Annotated in this window: 15 protein-coding genes; 14 read left to right on the forward strand and 1 reads right to left on the reverse strand. The window is 56.7% G+C overall.

What is annotated here, in order from left to right; translation table 11 throughout:
* Positions 1 to 2 precede the first annotated feature (2 nt).
* Complete coding sequence (locus Q1B13_RS12840) at positions 3 to 2768, forward strand: [protein-PII] uridylyltransferase (RefSeq protein ID WP_299080790.1); 2766 nt, start codon at positions 3 to 5, stop codon at positions 2766 to 2768.
* The gene (gene murJ / locus Q1B13_RS12845) at positions 2765 to 4306 is read left to right on the forward strand and encodes a murein biosynthesis integral membrane protein MurJ (protein ID WP_299080787.1); all 1542 of its coding nucleotides are present in this window, start codon (positions 2765 to 2767) and stop codon (positions 4304 to 4306) included. Before Q1B13_RS12840 ends, murJ begins: the two co-directional genes overlap by 4 nt.
* A gap of 4 nt (positions 4307 to 4310) precedes the next feature.
* On the opposite strand, the gene Q1B13_RS12850 is transcribed toward murJ, so the two are convergent.
* Complete coding sequence (locus Q1B13_RS12850; RefSeq protein ID WP_298935283.1) at positions 4311 to 4997, reverse strand: rhomboid family intramembrane serine protease; 687 nt, start codon at positions 4995 to 4997, stop codon at positions 4311 to 4313.
* A gap of 86 nt (positions 4998 to 5083) precedes the next feature.
* On the opposite strand from Q1B13_RS12850, the gene trpS reads away from it, so the two are divergent.
* The 12 genes from trpS (at position 5084) to Q1B13_RS12910 (ending at position 15112) form a co-directional block, all read left to right on the forward strand.
* Positions 5084 to 6112, forward strand: coding sequence for a tryptophan--tRNA ligase (gene trpS / locus Q1B13_RS12855; RefSeq protein ID WP_299080785.1), 1029 nt, complete (start codon positions 5084 to 5086; stop codon positions 6110 to 6112).
* Positions 6113 to 6182: 70 nt separating this feature from the next.
* A complete protein-coding gene (locus Q1B13_RS12860) occupies positions 6183 to 7046 on the forward strand; it encodes a branched-chain amino acid aminotransferase (RefSeq protein ID WP_299080782.1) in 864 nt (287 codons plus the stop codon).
* A gap of 76 nt (positions 7047 to 7122) precedes the next feature.
* Positions 7123 to 7578: a universal stress protein gene (locus Q1B13_RS12865; protein ID WP_120632438.1), complete on the forward strand. Its 456-nt coding sequence runs from the start codon at positions 7123 to 7125 to the stop codon at positions 7576 to 7578.
* A 9-nt stretch (positions 7579 to 7587) separates the two neighbouring features.
* The gene (locus tag Q1B13_RS12870; RefSeq protein ID WP_299080779.1) at positions 7588 to 8181 is read left to right on the forward strand and encodes a 2-hydroxychromene-2-carboxylate isomerase; all 594 of its coding nucleotides are present in this window, start codon (positions 7588 to 7590) and stop codon (positions 8179 to 8181) included.
* A 69-nt stretch (positions 8182 to 8250) separates the two neighbouring features.
* Complete coding sequence (locus tag Q1B13_RS12875; RefSeq protein WP_298935288.1) at positions 8251 to 8814, forward strand: NifU family protein; 564 nt, start codon at positions 8251 to 8253, stop codon at positions 8812 to 8814.
* Positions 8815 to 8860: 46 nt separating this feature from the next.
* Positions 8861 to 9232 carry a GFA family protein gene (locus tag Q1B13_RS12880; RefSeq protein WP_298935289.1) on the forward strand — a complete coding sequence of 124 codons (372 nt, stop codon included), beginning with the start codon at positions 8861 to 8863 and terminating at the stop codon, positions 9230 to 9232.
* An 11-nt stretch (positions 9233 to 9243) separates the two neighbouring features.
* A complete protein-coding gene (tsaB, locus tag Q1B13_RS12885) occupies positions 9244 to 9846 on the forward strand; it encodes a tRNA (adenosine(37)-N6)-threonylcarbamoyltransferase complex dimerization subunit type 1 TsaB (protein ID WP_299080777.1) in 603 nt (200 codons plus the stop codon).
* Positions 9843 to 10262, forward strand: a complete 420-nt coding sequence (locus Q1B13_RS12890; RefSeq protein WP_299080774.1) for an N-acetyltransferase — start codon at positions 9843 to 9845, stop codon at positions 10260 to 10262. The genes tsaB and Q1B13_RS12890 overlap by 4 nt, the downstream gene beginning before the upstream one ends.
* A gap of 150 nt (positions 10263 to 10412) precedes the next feature.
* A complete protein-coding gene (locus tag Q1B13_RS12895) occupies positions 10413 to 11411 on the forward strand; it encodes a BMP family ABC transporter substrate-binding protein (RefSeq protein WP_299080771.1) in 999 nt (332 codons plus the stop codon).
* A 107-nt stretch (positions 11412 to 11518) separates the two neighbouring features.
* Positions 11519 to 13048 (forward strand): ABC transporter ATP-binding protein, encoded by a 1530-nt coding sequence (locus Q1B13_RS12900; RefSeq protein WP_298935294.1) that lies wholly within the window; start codon positions 11519 to 11521, stop codon positions 13046 to 13048.
* A gap of 1 nt (position 13049) precedes the next feature.
* Positions 13050 to 14144, forward strand: coding sequence for an ABC transporter permease (locus tag Q1B13_RS12905; RefSeq protein ID WP_299080768.1), 1095 nt, complete (start codon positions 13050 to 13052; stop codon positions 14142 to 14144).
* Positions 14144 to 15112, forward strand: a complete 969-nt coding sequence (locus tag Q1B13_RS12910; RefSeq protein WP_299080765.1) for an ABC transporter permease — start codon at positions 14144 to 14146, stop codon at positions 15110 to 15112. Before Q1B13_RS12905 ends, Q1B13_RS12910 begins: the two co-directional genes overlap by 1 nt.
* The last annotated feature ends 225 nt before the right edge of the window (positions 15113 to 15337 follow it).

Consider the following 15337-nt stretch of genomic DNA (forward strand, 5'->3'; position numbering starts at 1 on the left):
GAATGATTCCGCCCAGCGGAGATCTGATCTGTTCGACCGAAGACATTTTTGACAGCATCAGTGTCAACACACAGTTGGCCGAGGCTTTTGAGAACGTTTCAGACAATTCAGCAATGCGCGCAGAAACTGTGCGAATTCTTCGGGATGCGCAAAAGATTGGCCGCAAGGTGATCGCTGATGCGTTTGCGGCCCAACCATTTGAGGCACGCTGCCTTACACGATCATACACCTACCTGACAGACTGTCTTGTCTGCACTGCCATGCAAGTCTCGAGCGAGCGGTTGCACCCCCTTGCCACACCGACACAGGGCGAGAAAATCGCCGTGCTTGCCGTTGGCGGATATGGACGCGGGGAAATGGCACCGTCATCAGATGTCGATCTGCTTTTCCTGACCCCATACAAGATTACGGCCTGGGCCGAGAGTGTGATCGAATCCATGCTCTACATCCTTTGGGACTTGCGGTTGAAGGTCGGTCATTCATCGCGAACAATCAAAGACTGCCTGCGTCTGGGCGCTGGTGATTTCACGATCCGAACAGCCATGCTGGAACAACGTTATTTGGCCGGGGACAAGGCGTTGGCCGCCGAACTGGATCAGCGGCTGAAGACCGATCTGTTCAAAGGAAGTGAGCGCGAGTTCATCGAGGCCAAGCTACGCGAACGCGAGGAGCGTCACCACAAACAAGGTGAACGCTATGTGGTCGAGCCCAACGTCAAAGAAGGCAAGGGCGGTCTGCGCGATTTGCAATCGCTCTACTGGATCGCAAAATACGTCTACGGTGTTCAGGATGTGGCCGAGCTTGTGCCTTTGGGACTGTTTACGTCCGAAGAATTCAAAACTTTTGTCGAAGCCGAGAATTTCCTTTGGGCCGTCCGCTCTCACCTGCATCTGGTGACCGGTCGCGCGACGGAACAGCTGACGTTTGACATGCAGGTCGAAGTCGCCGCCAGAATGGGATACGAGGATCGCGCCGGGCGCCGGGCGGTTGAAGTGTTCATGCAACGCTATTTCCGCGAAGCCACCCGAGTGGGAGAGCTTACACGGATTTTCCTGACTAAACTGGAAGCGCAACACATGAAAGGCGCGCCTCTGCTGGAGCGCATTTTCCGACGCCGCCCACGCGTCAAACAAGGCTACAGCGTTGTGCATGGCCGCCTTGATGTCGCCGATCCAGACAAGTTTCTGTCTGACAAACTCAATCTATTGCGTTTGTTCGAAGAGGGCCTGCGCACGGGTATGTTGATCCATCCCGACGCAATGCGGCTGGTGACGGCACACCTGAACCTGATCGATGATGACATGCGTAACGACAAAGAGGCGCGGCGCATCTTCCTTGATCTAATGCTGAAACACGGAAATCCCGAACGCGCGTTGCGACGAATGAACGAGTTGGGTGTTCTGTCAGCTTTCCTGCCCGAATTCGAGCACATCGTCGCGATGATGCAGTTCAACATGTATCACAGCTATACGGTGGACGAACACACGATCCAGTGCATCGTCAACCTGGCGCAAATCGAACGTGGCGAGTTGATCGAAGCGTTGCCACTGGCCTCGTCAATCTTGAAAGGCGGCGTGAACCGCAAAGTGCTGTATGTGGCGCTGCTGTTGCACGACATCGCCAAAGGCCGCCCCGAAGACCATTCGATTCTAGGGGCGCAAATTGCACGAAAAGTGGCCCCACGATTGGGGTTGAACAAATCAGACTCCGAGACTGTGGAATGGCTGGTTCGCTATCACCTACTCATGTCCGATATGGCGCAGAAACGTGATATTTCTGACCCGCGCACAGTGCGGGATTTTGCCAAGGCGGTTAAGACGGTCAAGCAGCTGGATCTGCTGACAGTTCTGACAGTCTGCGACATTCGCGGCGTCGGACCAACGACGTGGAACAACTGGAAAGCCACGCTGCTGCGCGCCTTGCATGCGGAAACCAAGCGCGCGCTTGAGACCGGCATGGAAGACCTGAACCGCGCCAATCGCGGAACCGAGGCCAAGAAAGCACTACGGGCAGCATTGGGGGCGTGGGCCAAAGCTGACCTTAAGTTGGAAACAGGGCGTCACTATGCGCCCTATTGGCAGGGTCTGAACCTGGCGACACACGTAGAATTTGCCGAAATGTTGCAAGCTCTGGAACACAGCGGAGATCCCGGAGCCATGGAAATCCGGCTGCACCCTGATGAAGATCGCGATGCCACACGCGCCTGCTTTGCCATGGGGGATCATCCCGGTATCTTCGCGCGTATTGCTGGCGCTCTGGCCCTGGTTGGGGCAAACGTGGTTGACGCGCGCAGCTACACCACTAAGGACGGCTATGTGACGGATGCGTTCTGGATTCAGGATGCTGAAGGCCATCCGTTCGAAGCCTCGCGCCTGCCGCGCCTGACCCAGATGATCCACAAGACCCTTAAGGGCGAGGTCGTGGCGCGTGATGCCTTGAAATCCCGCGACAAGATCAAGAAACGCGAACGTGCCTTCAATGTGCCAACCCATATTACTTTCGATAATGACGGGTCCGAAATTTACACGATCATCGAGGTTGATACCCGCGACCGGCCCGGTCTGCTGTATGATCTGACCCGAACGCTGGCAGCGGCCAATGTGTACATCGCCAATGCGGTCATCGCGACCTATGGTGAACAGGTGGTCGATACGTTCTACGTCAAGGACATGTTTGGTCTGAAGTACCATTCCGAAAGCAAGCAACGTGGATTGGAAGCTAAGTTGCGCACGGCGATAACCGAAGGTGCGGAGCGCGCGGCCTCATGAAACAGATCCGGCTGTTTTCGGGCCTGTTCACGGTCGGGTTCTGGACGTTGGCCAGCCGCATCCTTGGATTTTTGCGCGAAATCCTGCTGACCGCCTATATAGGGCCGGGGCCGGTGATGGACGCGTTTGTTGCGGCATTCCGCCTGCCCAACATGTTCCGCCGTTTCTTCGCCGAAGGGGCCTTTAACGCGGCCTTTGTTCCGATGTTCTCGAAACGGCTGGAAGCGGACGAGAACGCGCAAGGTTTCGCTCAGGATGCTTTCAACCTACTGGCTGCTGCGGTGCTTGCATTGGTCGGTTTGGCGATGGTGTTCATGCCGGGTCTGGTCTGGCTGACGGCCGAAGGGTTTTACGGTGATGAGCGCTTCGATTTGGCGGTCGATTATGGCTATGTCGTCTTTCCCTATATTCTATTCATGTCTCTTGCGGCACTGTTCTCAGGGGTTTTAAACGCGACTGGCCGATTTGCTGCCGCTGCTGCTGCGCCTGTACTACTGAACATATTTGCCTGCACAGCCCTGATCGCCGGAGCGGTCTCTGGCGGAGAAATCATCAGGTGGTTGATCGCGGTCATCCCGATTGCTGGCATTGCACAATTGGCGTTGGTCTGGGTGGCGACTGAACGCGCAGGCATCCGCATCCGGCCAAGTATGCCACGCATTAGCCCTGAAATGCGCCGTATGGTTCGCATCGCTGTTCCGGCAGCACTGGCGATGGGGGTAACCCAAGTCAACCTGGTTGTCGGGCAGTTGGTGGCGTCAAAAACCGAAAAGGCGGTCAGTTGGCTGTTTGCCGCGGACAGGTTGTATCAACTGCCACTGGGCGTTGTTGGCATAGCCGTTGGAATTGTGCTGCTACCCGATTTGTCGCGCAGGTTGCGCGCGGGTGACAAGACCGGTGCCAGAAACGCGTTTTCGCGCGCGGGTGAGTTTACTTTGCTGATGACCCTGCCCTCGACCGTTGCATTTTTGATCATTCCAAATCCGCTGGTCTCGGTCCTGTTCGAACGCGGGCAATTCAGCGCCGAAGATACCGCAGCGACCGCGTTGGCGGTTGCCATATACGGCATCGGATTGCCCGCGTTCATGCTACAGAAACTGCTCCAACCGCTGTATTTTGCGCGCGAAGACACAAGATCACCGTTTCGCTATGCCGTGGCCGCCATGGTCATCAATGCAGGGCTTGCCTTTGGCCTGTACCCGCTTGTGGGTTGGATTGCTCCAGCCATCGCAGCGTCGGTCGCCGGATGGGCGATGGTGGCCTTATTGGCGATCGGTGCGCGGCGCATGGGGGACGAGGCGCGTTTTGACGACCGCTTAAAACATCGGGCATGGCGGATCGTTGCAGCCTCGTTAGGGATGGGGGCAGTTCTTTATGCAGCAATCCATCTGTTTGGCTGGACACTTGAAGTGCCGGGCTGGCGGTATGTCGCCCTACTGGTTTTGATCAAAGTTGCGGCCGCCGCGTATTTCTTTCTGGGTCACGTCTTCGGAGCGTTTGAGATTTCGGATTTCAAACGCGCCCTGCGCCGTTCGTAGTAGGCTATTCGCGACGGATGCGGCCAACCATCCGCGCCCATCCGCCGGGTGCCAGAAAAAATGACAAAAGGAATCCAGTGGCAAAACCGCCCAGATCAGCAACCCAATCCGACGTGCCGCCAAAGATCAGGCCAAACAGCAATTGAATACCCATCAGGACAGCAATCAATTGGAATGCTCGTGCCTGGTTTTCGCCCACCAACGAAAGCTTGCGCCACAGCAACCAGGTAAAGGCTCCGATCAGACCGTATACTGGCGGGAATCCCCCGATCAGCGGATAGCGCGGATCCAGCACCAACGCATAAACCAATGCGCCCCCTGCCCCTGACAGCACGAAAATCAGCAGCATCGGAAAGCCGCCGAACACTTCACCAACCATTTTGCCCATGGCCAGCACGAAGACACAGACAAAGACAGACTGCGTGAAGCTGCCCGAGACAAACGGATAGGTGACAAACCGGATCACTTGTTCGAACGGCCAACGACCATTCTGAACCATCCAGTCGAATATCTCCGGAGAAAAGGAATAGCTTTTGATCGCATGCAGCCGCCACCCGACGGCCTCTGGTCCACCGACCAGTCCCCGCGTGCCCAAGGTAAACGCCAGTTCGATCCCGATAATAAATAGAACCAGTGCCACAACAACAGGCGGCAGGGGGTTTACTGCGGGTGTATAATGCTCACTGCTCATTGGGCTGGCCTTTCGCGGCTGTTGACGTCCCTTAACCTCATGGGTAAGCGACGGGGGCTGATTTTTCCAGACGGGAGTTCCGTTCGATGACTGAGACCCAATTCACACCGCGCGTTTTTTCCGGTGCACAGCCTTCAGGCAATCTGCATCTTGGTAATTACCTGGGTGCGTTGCGGAATTGGGTCCGGATGCAGGGATCGGACTATGAAACGATTTACTGCATGGTAGACTTGCATGCGATCACTGTTTGGCAGGATCCAAAGGAATTGCAACACGCAACGCGCGAGTTGTGCGCAGGTTACATTGCGTCCGGGCTAGACCCGGAAAAGTCGATCCTGTTCAACCAAAGCCAAGTTCCTGAACACGCGCAACTTGCGTGGATATTCAACTGTGTCGCGCGTCTTGGCTGGATGCAGCGGATGACTCAGTTCAAGGACAAGGCCGGAAAGAACGCGCAAAACGCCTCACTGGGACTGTTCGCATACCCGGCTTTAATGGCCGCAGACATACTTGTATACCACGCAACCCACGTGCCTGTTGGTGATGACCAGAAACAGCATCTGGAATTGACCCGGGATATCGCGACCAAGTTCAATCATGATTTTGGCGTTGATTTCTTTCCGTTGACTGAACCGGTCATCGAAGGGGCTGCGACTCGTGTCATGAGCCTGCGTGAGGGATCGAAAAAGATGTCCAAGTCCGATCCATCGGATATGAGCCGCATCAACATGACTGACGATGCCGACATCATCGCTAAGAAGATCCGTAAGGCCAAGACGGACCCGGACGCGCTGCCTTCGGAAACCGATGGCCTTGCAGATCGGCCAGAGGCGCGAAATTTGGTCAACGTCTACGCAGCTCTCAGCGATCAAACCGTTGAACAGGTTCTGGCCGAAGTTGGAGGCAAACAATTCGGTGAATTCAAGCCAATGCTAGCTGATCTCGCGGTTTCCAAACTAGCGCCCATCTCGTCGGAAATGACCCGCTTGATGGGTGAAGAGACCGAGATTGACCGAATTTTGGCCCGCGGTGCAGAAAAGGCGCGTGCTATCGCCGCGCCCGTTCTGCAACAGACCTACGAGATCGTTGGAATGGTCGGCGCGAAACAGGTTTAAGCCGGACGACAATCCGCTGGACCCGGCACCGCCTCCCTCCTAGTGTCTGCCTAAAGCAGAGGAGGGCGTCATGGCAGTCGGCAAGAATATCCGGACCTATTTCGACGGCACGTGGCATGATGGGGATGCGCCCATAATGCGGGCGGCAGACCATGGTGCGTGGCTCGGGTCTTCGGTCTTTGATGGTGCGCGGTATTTTGAAGGGATGGCACCGGATCTGTTCGCGCATTGCGCCCGGGTGAACCGGTCCGCCGAAGCATTGATGCTGACGCCGACAACGACCCCGGAACAGATGGTTGATCTTATCCGCGAAGGTTTGCAGGCCTACAGCACCGAAACCGCCGTTTATATACGCCCTATGTATTGGGGGATCGACGGTGATCCAACGGCGATTGTGCCGCAAGAAAACAGCACCGGTTTCGCAATCTGCCTGGAAGAAATCCCCATGGCGCCCGAGACCGCATCGGCCACGTTGGGCACAACGCGATTCCGCCGCCCTGTTCTGGAATCTGCCGTCGTCAACGCCAAGGCCGGGTGCCTGTACCCCAACAACGCGCGCATGCTGCAAGAGGTTCGCGCCAAAGGGTTTTCGAACGCACTTGTTGCAGACGCTTTAGGCAGTGTGGCCGAAACTGCAACGGCCAACATCTTTATGGTCCGGGACGGCGAAGTGTTCACGCCGATCCCAAACGGAACGTTTCTGGCCGGGATCACCCGCGCCCGTCACATCAAGAACTTACGGGCAGACGGTGTTACCGTGCACGAGGCTGTTTTGAGTTTTGAGGACTTCCACAAAGCCGATGAGGTGTTCATGACCGGCAACATGAGCAAGGTCACCCCCATCACCGCCTTGGAGGACACGCAATTTCAGGTCGGTCCGATCGCCAGACGCGCCCGTTCGTTGTATTGGGATTGGGCTGCAAGCAACCGCTAGCCATGCGCCTCGGGGTGCCCCGAGTTGCCAGCACGTATCACGTCGGGCATGATCCCGGAAACCAAAGAGGAAACTCATGCGCAAGTTCCTAGTCGTTCTTGATGACAGCCGCGAATGCCTGAATGCCATGCGTTTCGCGGCCATGCGGGCCGCCCACACCGGTGGTGGCGTTACGGTTCTGTCGGTTATCCCGCCGGACGAATTCAACCATTGGATCGGCGTGGCCGAAGTGATGCGCGAAGAAGCGCGTGAACGTATCCACGCCCATTTCGAAGTCTTCGCCAAATGGATGCGCGACAAACAAGGCGTGGAACCTGAACTTGCCATCCGCGAGGGTGAGCCGGTACCTCAGATCATTGAACACGTTCGGGATGACCCGGAAATCGGTGTTCTGGTTCTGGGTGCCGGGACGGACAAGAAAGGTCCTGGCCCTCTGGTGACGCAGCTGACAAAGAATTCTGGAAGTCTGCCAATTCCAATCACGATCGTCCCCGGCGATCTGAGTAAGGAAAAGCTGGAAGAAATCACTTAGGGTGTCGATATGGGTCCGGTGGTTCAGTTCTGGTTCGAATTCGCGTCGACCTATTCCTATCTGAGTGCGATGCGCATCGACCGGCTGGCGTCTGCGAAAGGCGTTACTGTCGAATGGCAGCCTTTTCTGCTGGGTCCTATCTTTGCGGACCAAGGTTGGAACACCTCACCGTTCAACTTGTATCCGGCCAAAGGACATTACATGTGGCGTGATATGCAAAGGTTATGCGCAACGCGTGATTTGCCGCTGTCCCGACCCGACCCATTTCCACAGAACTCTATTAAAGCGGCGCGCGTGGCGTTGGCCATTGAATCTATGGATCAAAGGGCCGAGTTCGTTCGTGCGGTGTATCACTCTGAATTTGGCGATGGTCGGGACATTTCGGATGCGGACGTTCTGCATGAGTGTCTCAAAACGGCGAAATTGCCCGCGGATACCTTGGATCGGACCCAAGATCCGGACATCAAAAACGCGTTGTTCGAACAATCCGCGCGCGCCAAGGAATACGGCCTGTTTGGCGCCCCAAGTTTTCTGGCGGGAGAAGAGTTGTTTTGGGGCGATGACCGCCTTGAGGACGCATTAAATCACGCCACATCACTTTAGAACCGTTCCAAATCTTGACTTCCAAGCCCCCTGCCCGCATATCAGGAACATCTCAAACGGAGCTGTCCCATGTTCATCCAGACCGAATCCACCCCAAACCCGGCCACTTTGAAATTCCTGCCCGGTCAAACGGTGCTTGAGGCTGGAACGGCTGATTTTCCAACAGCTGAAGCAGGTGAAAAGTCGCCACTAGCAAAACGCATTTTCTCGGTGAGTGGCGTAACCGGCGTGTTTTTCGGCAATGATTTTGTCACAGTTACCAAGGCCGAAGACGTGCAGTGGGACCACATCAAGCCTGCGATCCTTGGCGCCGTGATGGAGCACTATCAGTCGGGTCAGCCTGTGATGGGCGCAGACGCTGCTGCCGCCTCTGGCCATGCAGAACATACCGGCGAGGACGCAGAAGTCGTTAACCAGATCAAGGATCTGCTGGACAGCCGCGTGCGCCCGGCGGTGGCCCAGGATGGTGGGGACATAACCTTCCACGGATTTGATCGCGGCGTGGTCTACCTGCACATGCAAGGTGCCTGTGCTGGATGTCCATCATCAACGTTGACTTTGAAGATGGGTATCGAAAACCTGCTGCGTCACTACATTCCCGAAGTGACCGAGGTTCGTCCAGTTGCCGTCTGACGCAATCTACAGCGGCCGTTGCTATTGCGGCGCCGTCAGATTGCGTATGAGTTCGGCCCCGCAAGTTGTGGCCTATTGCCATTGCACGGACTGCCGCCGCTGGACGGGCGGCCCGGTGGGCGCATTTGCTGGATTTGCCGCAGGCGATCTGGTGGCCACCCCTGAGTTGGGCCCGTCGTTTTCTTGCGTCACCGGCGTGCACCGGTGGTCTTGTCAGACCTGTAGCTCGCCTTTGGCGGCGACTTTTGATTATCTAACGGGGCAAATCTATGTGCCGTTGGGCGTACTGGATCAGGCCGCAGATTTGAAACCGCAAATTCACTGCCATGAAGATGCCCGTCTGCCATGGCTGAAGATCACTGACGAATTGCCGTGTGCATCCGGATCGGGACGCGAGGCTCTCAGGTCCACGCCTTAGAACGAATAAACATGTCTACCCAAAAATACACAGAACCAAAAATCCTCGCATTCGACACTTCGGCGGCGCATTGCGCTGCGTCCCTGCTGTGTGGTGGGCAGATCGTGGCGTCTTGTGACGAAGCCATGTCGCGCGGACAGGCGGAAAGGTTGATGCCGCTGCTAGAGAAGGTTTTGAAGCAGGCAAACCTCGGCTGGGCAGATCTGGATGCAATCGGCGTTGGTATCGGACCCGGCAATTTTACCGGAATCCGCATCTCGGTTTCCGCTGCCCGCGGGCTTGCATTGGGCCTTGCTATTCCAGCAGTCGGTGTATCGGGGTTTGACGCCCTGGCGCGCATTGCACCGGCAGGTCAGATGCCTGCGATTCCGGCGACTCGCGATCAGGTATATGTGCAGGCCGCCGCAAGTACGCCGCGCTTGGTACCCCGCGCCGAAGCAGAATCACTGGGCACATTGTTCTTCTGCACGAAAGCAGCCTCACACGTAGAAGCGATTGCGCGGGTTGCTGCAGAACGCTGGTATGTGGACCAACCCCATCCGGCCCCGCTTTACGTCCGACCCGCAGACGCGGCGCCTTCCCGCGACCTGCCGCCGGTTCTGTTAGACGGATGACACCGAAAGACATGGCATCGATCCATGCAGCTGCGTTCACCCAATCGCGGCCGTGGCGTGCAAACGAGTTTTCAGACCTGCTGGAAAACCCTTTCACACACTTTATAGGTACCCCTGAATCGTTTGCTGTTTTTCAGGTCATCGCGGATGAAGCAGAGCTGCTGACCATCGCGACTCACCCTGTTTATCAAAGACAAGGCCTGGGGCTGAGTTGCATGGAAAACTGGCATGCCGAGGCAGTCGAATTGGGTGCGACTCGGGCGTTTCTGGACGTGGCTTCGGATAATTTGGCGGCGATCACGTTGTATACTCGCTGCGGATATCGCCCCTGTGGCAAGCGCCAAGGCTATTACACAGCCAAAAACGGCGTCAAACGCGACGCAATCGTCATGGAATGCAGTTTACCCCGACAATAAGTCGTCTTTTTCGACCATTTGGTCAAAAACCTGTTGACCCTAGCTGTTGCAAACGTCCTTAATTCCCGCCATCACAACGGTTATGCTCGCTCTGAGTGGGTAAACGGGGCTATCTTAGCTTCGGACCGATAAAACCAACGGGAGTAAAAAATGACCCTGATGAAATCCTTGCTGGGCGCGGCCGCTGCGGTAGCACTGACAGCTGGCGCTGCCTTGGCCGAACCGGCCCTGATCTTTGACCTAGGCGGTAAATTCGACAAATCATTCAACGAAGCGGCACATAACGGTGCCTCACGCTGGGCGGAAGAAACCGGCGGCAGCTATCGCGAGATTGAGATGCAATCCGAAGCGCAGCGCGAACAAGCTCTGCGCCGTTTCGCCGAAGCGGGCTCGAACCCGATCATCACCATGGGCTTCGCAATGGCTGATCCACTCAGCGCCGTTGCTTCCGATTATCCGGACACAACCTTTGTTGTTATCGACGTGACTTGGCTGGATGCACCGAACGTGCGTCAGGTCGGCTTTGCCGAGCATGAAGGCTCTTATCTTGTTGGCATGATGGCAGCGATGGCGTCGGAGACCGGCACCGTCGGCTTCGTAGGTGGCATGGATGTTCCGCTGATCCGTCACTTTGGCTGTGGTTATGCGCAAGGCGCAAAGGCTGTGAACCCGGACATCAACGTGGTCGCCAACATGACCGGTACAACTCCGGCGGCGTGGAACGACCCGGTGAAAGGATCGGAACTAACCAAGGCGCAAATCAGCCAGGGTGCTGATGTGGTCTATGCCGCCGCCGGTGGCACCGGTGTTGGCGTTCTGCAAACTGCGGCCGACGAAGGCATCCTTTCGATCGGCGTGGACAGCAACCAGAACCACCTACACCCCGGAAAGGTTCTGACCTCGATGCTGAAACGTGTGGACGTGGCTGTATATGATGCCATGAGCGCTGGCGACAGCGTCGAAACAGGCGTGTTCACCATGGGCTTGGCCGAAGAAGGCGTTGGCGTTGCCATGGATGACAACAACGCTGCCCTCGTGTCGGATGACATGAAAGCTGCCGTAGACAAAGCCCGTCAGGACATTATCGACGGCAACATCGCGGTTGTCAGCTATTATGAGAATGACAGCTGCCCTGCACTGCAGTTCTGATATCGCTTGGGACGGGGAATTCTCCGTCCCACATCCGTTCTACCGCTTGTTGGGCAATGAAATGACTTTGCCAAAGCGGGGGCCCCTTCGGCAATTGAGGACAAGACATGACAGTCCCCGCCATTGAGCTCAAAGGGATTTCCAAAGCCTTTGGGCCGGTTCAGGCAAACAAAGACATTTCCATCAGCGTCGCCCCCGGCACGATCCACGGGATCATTGGCGAAAACGGTGCGGGCAAATCCACGTTGATGAGCATTCTCTACGGCTTTTACAAAGCTGATAAGGGCGAGATCTGGATTAATGGTCAAAGAACCGAGATCCCGGACAGCCAGGCCGCGATTGCAGCGGGAATCGGGATGGTCTTCCAACACTTCAAGCTGGTCGAGAATTTCACCGTTCTGGAAAATATCGTTCTTGGCGCTGAAGATGGCGGCCTCCTGGCACCATCACTCGCCAAGGCACGGAAGGAACTGAAAGAGCTTGAAGAAGAGTACGAGCTGTTCGTCGACCCGGACAAGCGTATTGATGAGATCGGTGTTGGCGCACAACAACGCGTCGAGATCCTGAAAGCACTGTATCGCAGGGCTGAGATTCTGATCCTGGACGAACCGACCGGCGTACTGACACCCGCCGAAGCGGATCAACTGTTTCGCATCCTCGACCGTTTGCGGGCCGAAGGTAAGACCATCATCCTGATCACTCACAAACTGCGTGAGATCATGGAGGCGACCGATACCGTTTCCGTCATGCGGCGCGGGCAGATGACGGCAACCGTCAAAACCGCCGAGACCAACCCACAGGAACTGGCCGAGCTTATGGTTGGCCGCAAAGTTCTGCTGCAAGTCGACAAAGTACCTGCACAGCCTGGCAAACCGATCCTCGAAATCGAGAACTTGAGCGTCACGGACGAAGCAGGCGTTGAGCGGGTTAAAGGTATCGATCTGACGGTTCGCGCCGGCGAAATCGTTGGCATTGCGGGCGTGGCCGGCAACGGGCAATCCGAATTGCTTGAAGTTCTGGGTGGCATGCGTCCCGGTCGGGGGTCGATCAAACTGAATGGAACGCCTCTGGCGCTCAGCGGTCCCGGATCGGACGGTCAGGCGCGGCGCGCGCAGCATATTGCGCATGTGCCTGAAGACCGTCAGCGCGAAGGGTTGGTCATGGATTTCCATGCCTGGGAAAACGTGGCTTTCGGCTATCACCGCGACCCCGCTTACCAGCGCGGCATCTTCATGGATAATGCTGCCCTGCGTGCTGATACCGAACGCAAGATCGAAAAATTCGATGTCCGCCCGCCGGATGGCTGGCTGGCCGCCAAGAACTTCTCGGGCGGAAACCAACAGAAAATCGTCGTCGCACGCGAGATCGAGCGGAACCCCGACCTTCTTTTGGTTGGGCAGCCTACGCGCGGCGTTGACATCGGTGCGATCGAATTCATTCACAAGCAAATCGTCGCCCTGCGCGATCAGGGCAAGGCAATCCTACTGGTCTCGGTCGAGCTGGAAGAGATCTTCTCGCTGTCGGATCGGATTGCGGTGATGTTTGACGGACATATCATGGGCGAACGATTGCCCCAGGACACTGATGAAAAAGAACTTGGCCTGTTGATGGCCGGTGTTGCGGGGGAGGCCGCGTAACATGGAAAAAATGCCCAAATGGGCCGATGTGGTGCTGATCCCTGTGATCAGTCTGATATTGGCAGCACTTCTTTCGGCGCTGGTTATCCTCGCCATCGGAGAAAACCCGGTCGAGGCCGTAAATCTGATGGTTACCGGCGCGCTGGGATCGACTTATGGCTGGGGCTATACGCTCTACTACGCCACCAATTTCATGTTCACTGGCCTTGCCGTGGCTGTCGCGTTTCACGCCAGGATGTTCAACATCGGTGGGGAAGGCCAAGCCATGCTTGGTGGCCTTGGCGTGGCGATTGTTTGCCTCTATGTGCCGTGGCCGCATTGGAGCATCGCTTTGCTTGCAGCCTGTGCCGCCTCAATGATCTTCGGCGCTGCCTGGGCGGCAATTCCTGCTTATCTGCAGGCCAAGCGAGGCAGCCATATCGTGATCACCACGATCATGTTCAACTTTATTGCAGCGGCGTTCCTCAACTACATGCTGGTCAACGTAATGCGCCCGCAGGGCTCGATGGATCCGGCGACTGCGCGCTTCCCGGAAGCGGTACAGTTGCCAACGTTCCAGTCGATGTTCTCGACGGCCGAGAACGTGGTGTTCCGCGGTGCCCCTGCAAACATTTCGTTTTTTGTGGCGATTGTCGCATGCGTCATCGTGTGGGCTTTGATCTGGCGCACTCGGCTTGGCTATGAAATCCGATCTTACGGTAAAACCGAAACCGGCGCGGTTTATGCTGGCATCTCTCCGGTCCGTATTACCATCATCGCAATGCTGATCTCGGGCGGCCTGGCCGGAATGATGGCGATCAACAACGTGATGGGCGAGGCTGAGCGGCTGGTCCTGAATTCGACCGAAGGCGCCGGATTCATCGGTATCGCAGTCGCTCTGATGGGCCGATCACATCCGTTTGGTGTCTTCCTGGCCGCAATCCTGTTCGGGTTCTTGTATCAGGGCGGTGCGGAACTGGCACTGTGGACCTCGATACCGCGCGAACTGATTGTTGTGATCCAGGCGCTCGTGATCCTGTTTACCGGGGCGCTGGACAACATGGTGCGCATGCCGCTTGAGAAAGTCTTCCTGAGTTTGCGGAAGGGGGCAGAGTGATGGAGTTTTTCGTTACCCTCATCCAAGTCCTCGATTCGACCGTCCGTCTGGCCACGCCGTTGTTGCTGGCCTGTCTGGCAGGGCTGTATTCCGAACGCGCAGGTATTTTCGACATCGGGCTTGAAGGCAAGATGTTGATGGCCGCTTTCTTCTCGGCCGCCGTCGCTGCTGTGACAGGGTCGGTCTGGTTGGGCCTGCTGGCTGGGATCGCGTCGTCGCTGGTTTTGTCCGCGCTGCACGGGCTGGCGTCGATCACGTTTCGGGGCAACCAACTGATCTCAGGTGTGGCTATCAACTTCCTCGCGTCTGGTCTGACGGTGCTTATAGCCCAGAGCTGGTTCAAACAGGGCGGCCGCACACCTTCCCTGTTTGGCGGTGGCCGTTTCGAACCAATTGAGTTCCCGTTTGTCGACGCGATCAGCGGTGTACCTTTCATCGGACCCATTTATTCAGAACTCCTGTCTGGTCACTCCATTCTCGTTTATGTGGCGTTCCTGCTGGTGCCCGCAACGTGGTGGATCCTATTCCGCACGCGGTTCGGTCTTCGCCTGCGCGCAGTGGGCGAAAACCCGGCTGCGGTAGATACCGCTGGTGTCTCGGTGGTTGGTCTGCGTTTTGCCGCTGTAGCGATCTGCGGCGTGCTCTGTGGGATCGCCGGTGCTTATCTCGCCACGGCGCTGCAGGCCGGATTCGTTAAGGAAATGACCGCAGGTCGTGGATTTATAGCGCTCGCCGCGCTGATCTTTGCGAAATGGCGGCCGTGGCACGCCATGGGCGCCTGTTTATTGTTTGGGCTTTTGCAGGCCGTTGCTTTGCGGTTCCAGAACATCGATCTGGGTGGTGTTGTCATACCGGTCCAGGTCATGGATGCCCTGCCGTATATCCTGACTGTGGTGATTCTGGCTGGCTTTGTTGGCAAGGCGATTCCACCGCGCGCGGGCGGCGAACCCTATGTGAAAGAGCGTTGATAGGTCCAGTTCAGGAACAAACTTGAATCCTGTTCGCTGCAGAGCGGCATGCACAGTTGATTTTGCATGCCGCAACCGCTCTAAGAGGGTATGTGTGTGTGTTCTCCGATTGATGAGATTGCGAAATTCGCTGGGCTAGCCCAAAACTCATTCGGGAAACACAACACCCAACGCCTTAAGACCCGACTTTCCAGACACTTCGGTGAATGCAGCATTGTGACGTTG

Origin of the sequence: uncultured Ruegeria sp. (genome assembly GCF_947489545.1) — a bacterium.
Lineage (GTDB): Bacteria > Pseudomonadota > Alphaproteobacteria > Rhodobacterales > Rhodobacteraceae > Ruegeria.

Excerpts from the sequence above, each read along its gene's own strand:
- Q1B13_RS12840 (WP_299080790.1), top strand. The coding sequence starts at position 3 with ATGATTCCGCCCAGCGGAGATCTGATCTGTTCGACCGAAGACATTTTT.
- murJ (WP_299080787.1), top strand. The coding sequence starts at position 2,765 with ATGAAACAGATCCGGCTGTTTTCGGGCCTGTTCACGGTCGGGTTCTGG.
- Q1B13_RS12850 (WP_298935283.1), bottom strand. The coding sequence starts at position 4,997 with ATGAGCAGTGAGCATTATACACCCGCAGTAAACCCCCTGCCGCCTGTT.
- trpS (WP_299080785.1), top strand. The coding sequence starts at position 5,084 with ATGACTGAGACCCAATTCACACCGCGCGTTTTTTCCGGTGCACAGCCT.
- Q1B13_RS12860 (WP_299080782.1), top strand. The coding sequence starts at position 6,183 with ATGGCAGTCGGCAAGAATATCCGGACCTATTTCGACGGCACGTGGCAT.
- Q1B13_RS12865 (WP_120632438.1), top strand. The coding sequence starts at position 7,123 with ATGCGCAAGTTCCTAGTCGTTCTTGATGACAGCCGCGAATGCCTGAAT.
- Q1B13_RS12870 (WP_299080779.1), top strand. The coding sequence starts at position 7,588 with ATGGGTCCGGTGGTTCAGTTCTGGTTCGAATTCGCGTCGACCTATTCC.
- Q1B13_RS12875 (WP_298935288.1), top strand. The coding sequence starts at position 8,251 with ATGTTCATCCAGACCGAATCCACCCCAAACCCGGCCACTTTGAAATTC.
- Q1B13_RS12880 (WP_298935289.1), top strand. The coding sequence starts at position 8,861 with ATGAGTTCGGCCCCGCAAGTTGTGGCCTATTGCCATTGCACGGACTGC.
- tsaB (WP_299080777.1), top strand. The coding sequence starts at position 9,244 with ATGTCTACCCAAAAATACACAGAACCAAAAATCCTCGCATTCGACACT.
- Q1B13_RS12890 (WP_299080774.1), top strand. The coding sequence starts at position 9,843 with ATGACACCGAAAGACATGGCATCGATCCATGCAGCTGCGTTCACCCAA.
- Q1B13_RS12895 (WP_299080771.1), top strand. The coding sequence starts at position 10,413 with ATGACCCTGATGAAATCCTTGCTGGGCGCGGCCGCTGCGGTAGCACTG.
- Q1B13_RS12900 (WP_298935294.1), top strand. The coding sequence starts at position 11,519 with ATGACAGTCCCCGCCATTGAGCTCAAAGGGATTTCCAAAGCCTTTGGG.
- Q1B13_RS12905 (WP_299080768.1), top strand. The coding sequence starts at position 13,050 with ATGGAAAAAATGCCCAAATGGGCCGATGTGGTGCTGATCCCTGTGATC.
- Q1B13_RS12910 (WP_299080765.1), top strand. The coding sequence starts at position 14,144 with ATGGAGTTTTTCGTTACCCTCATCCAAGTCCTCGATTCGACCGTCCGT.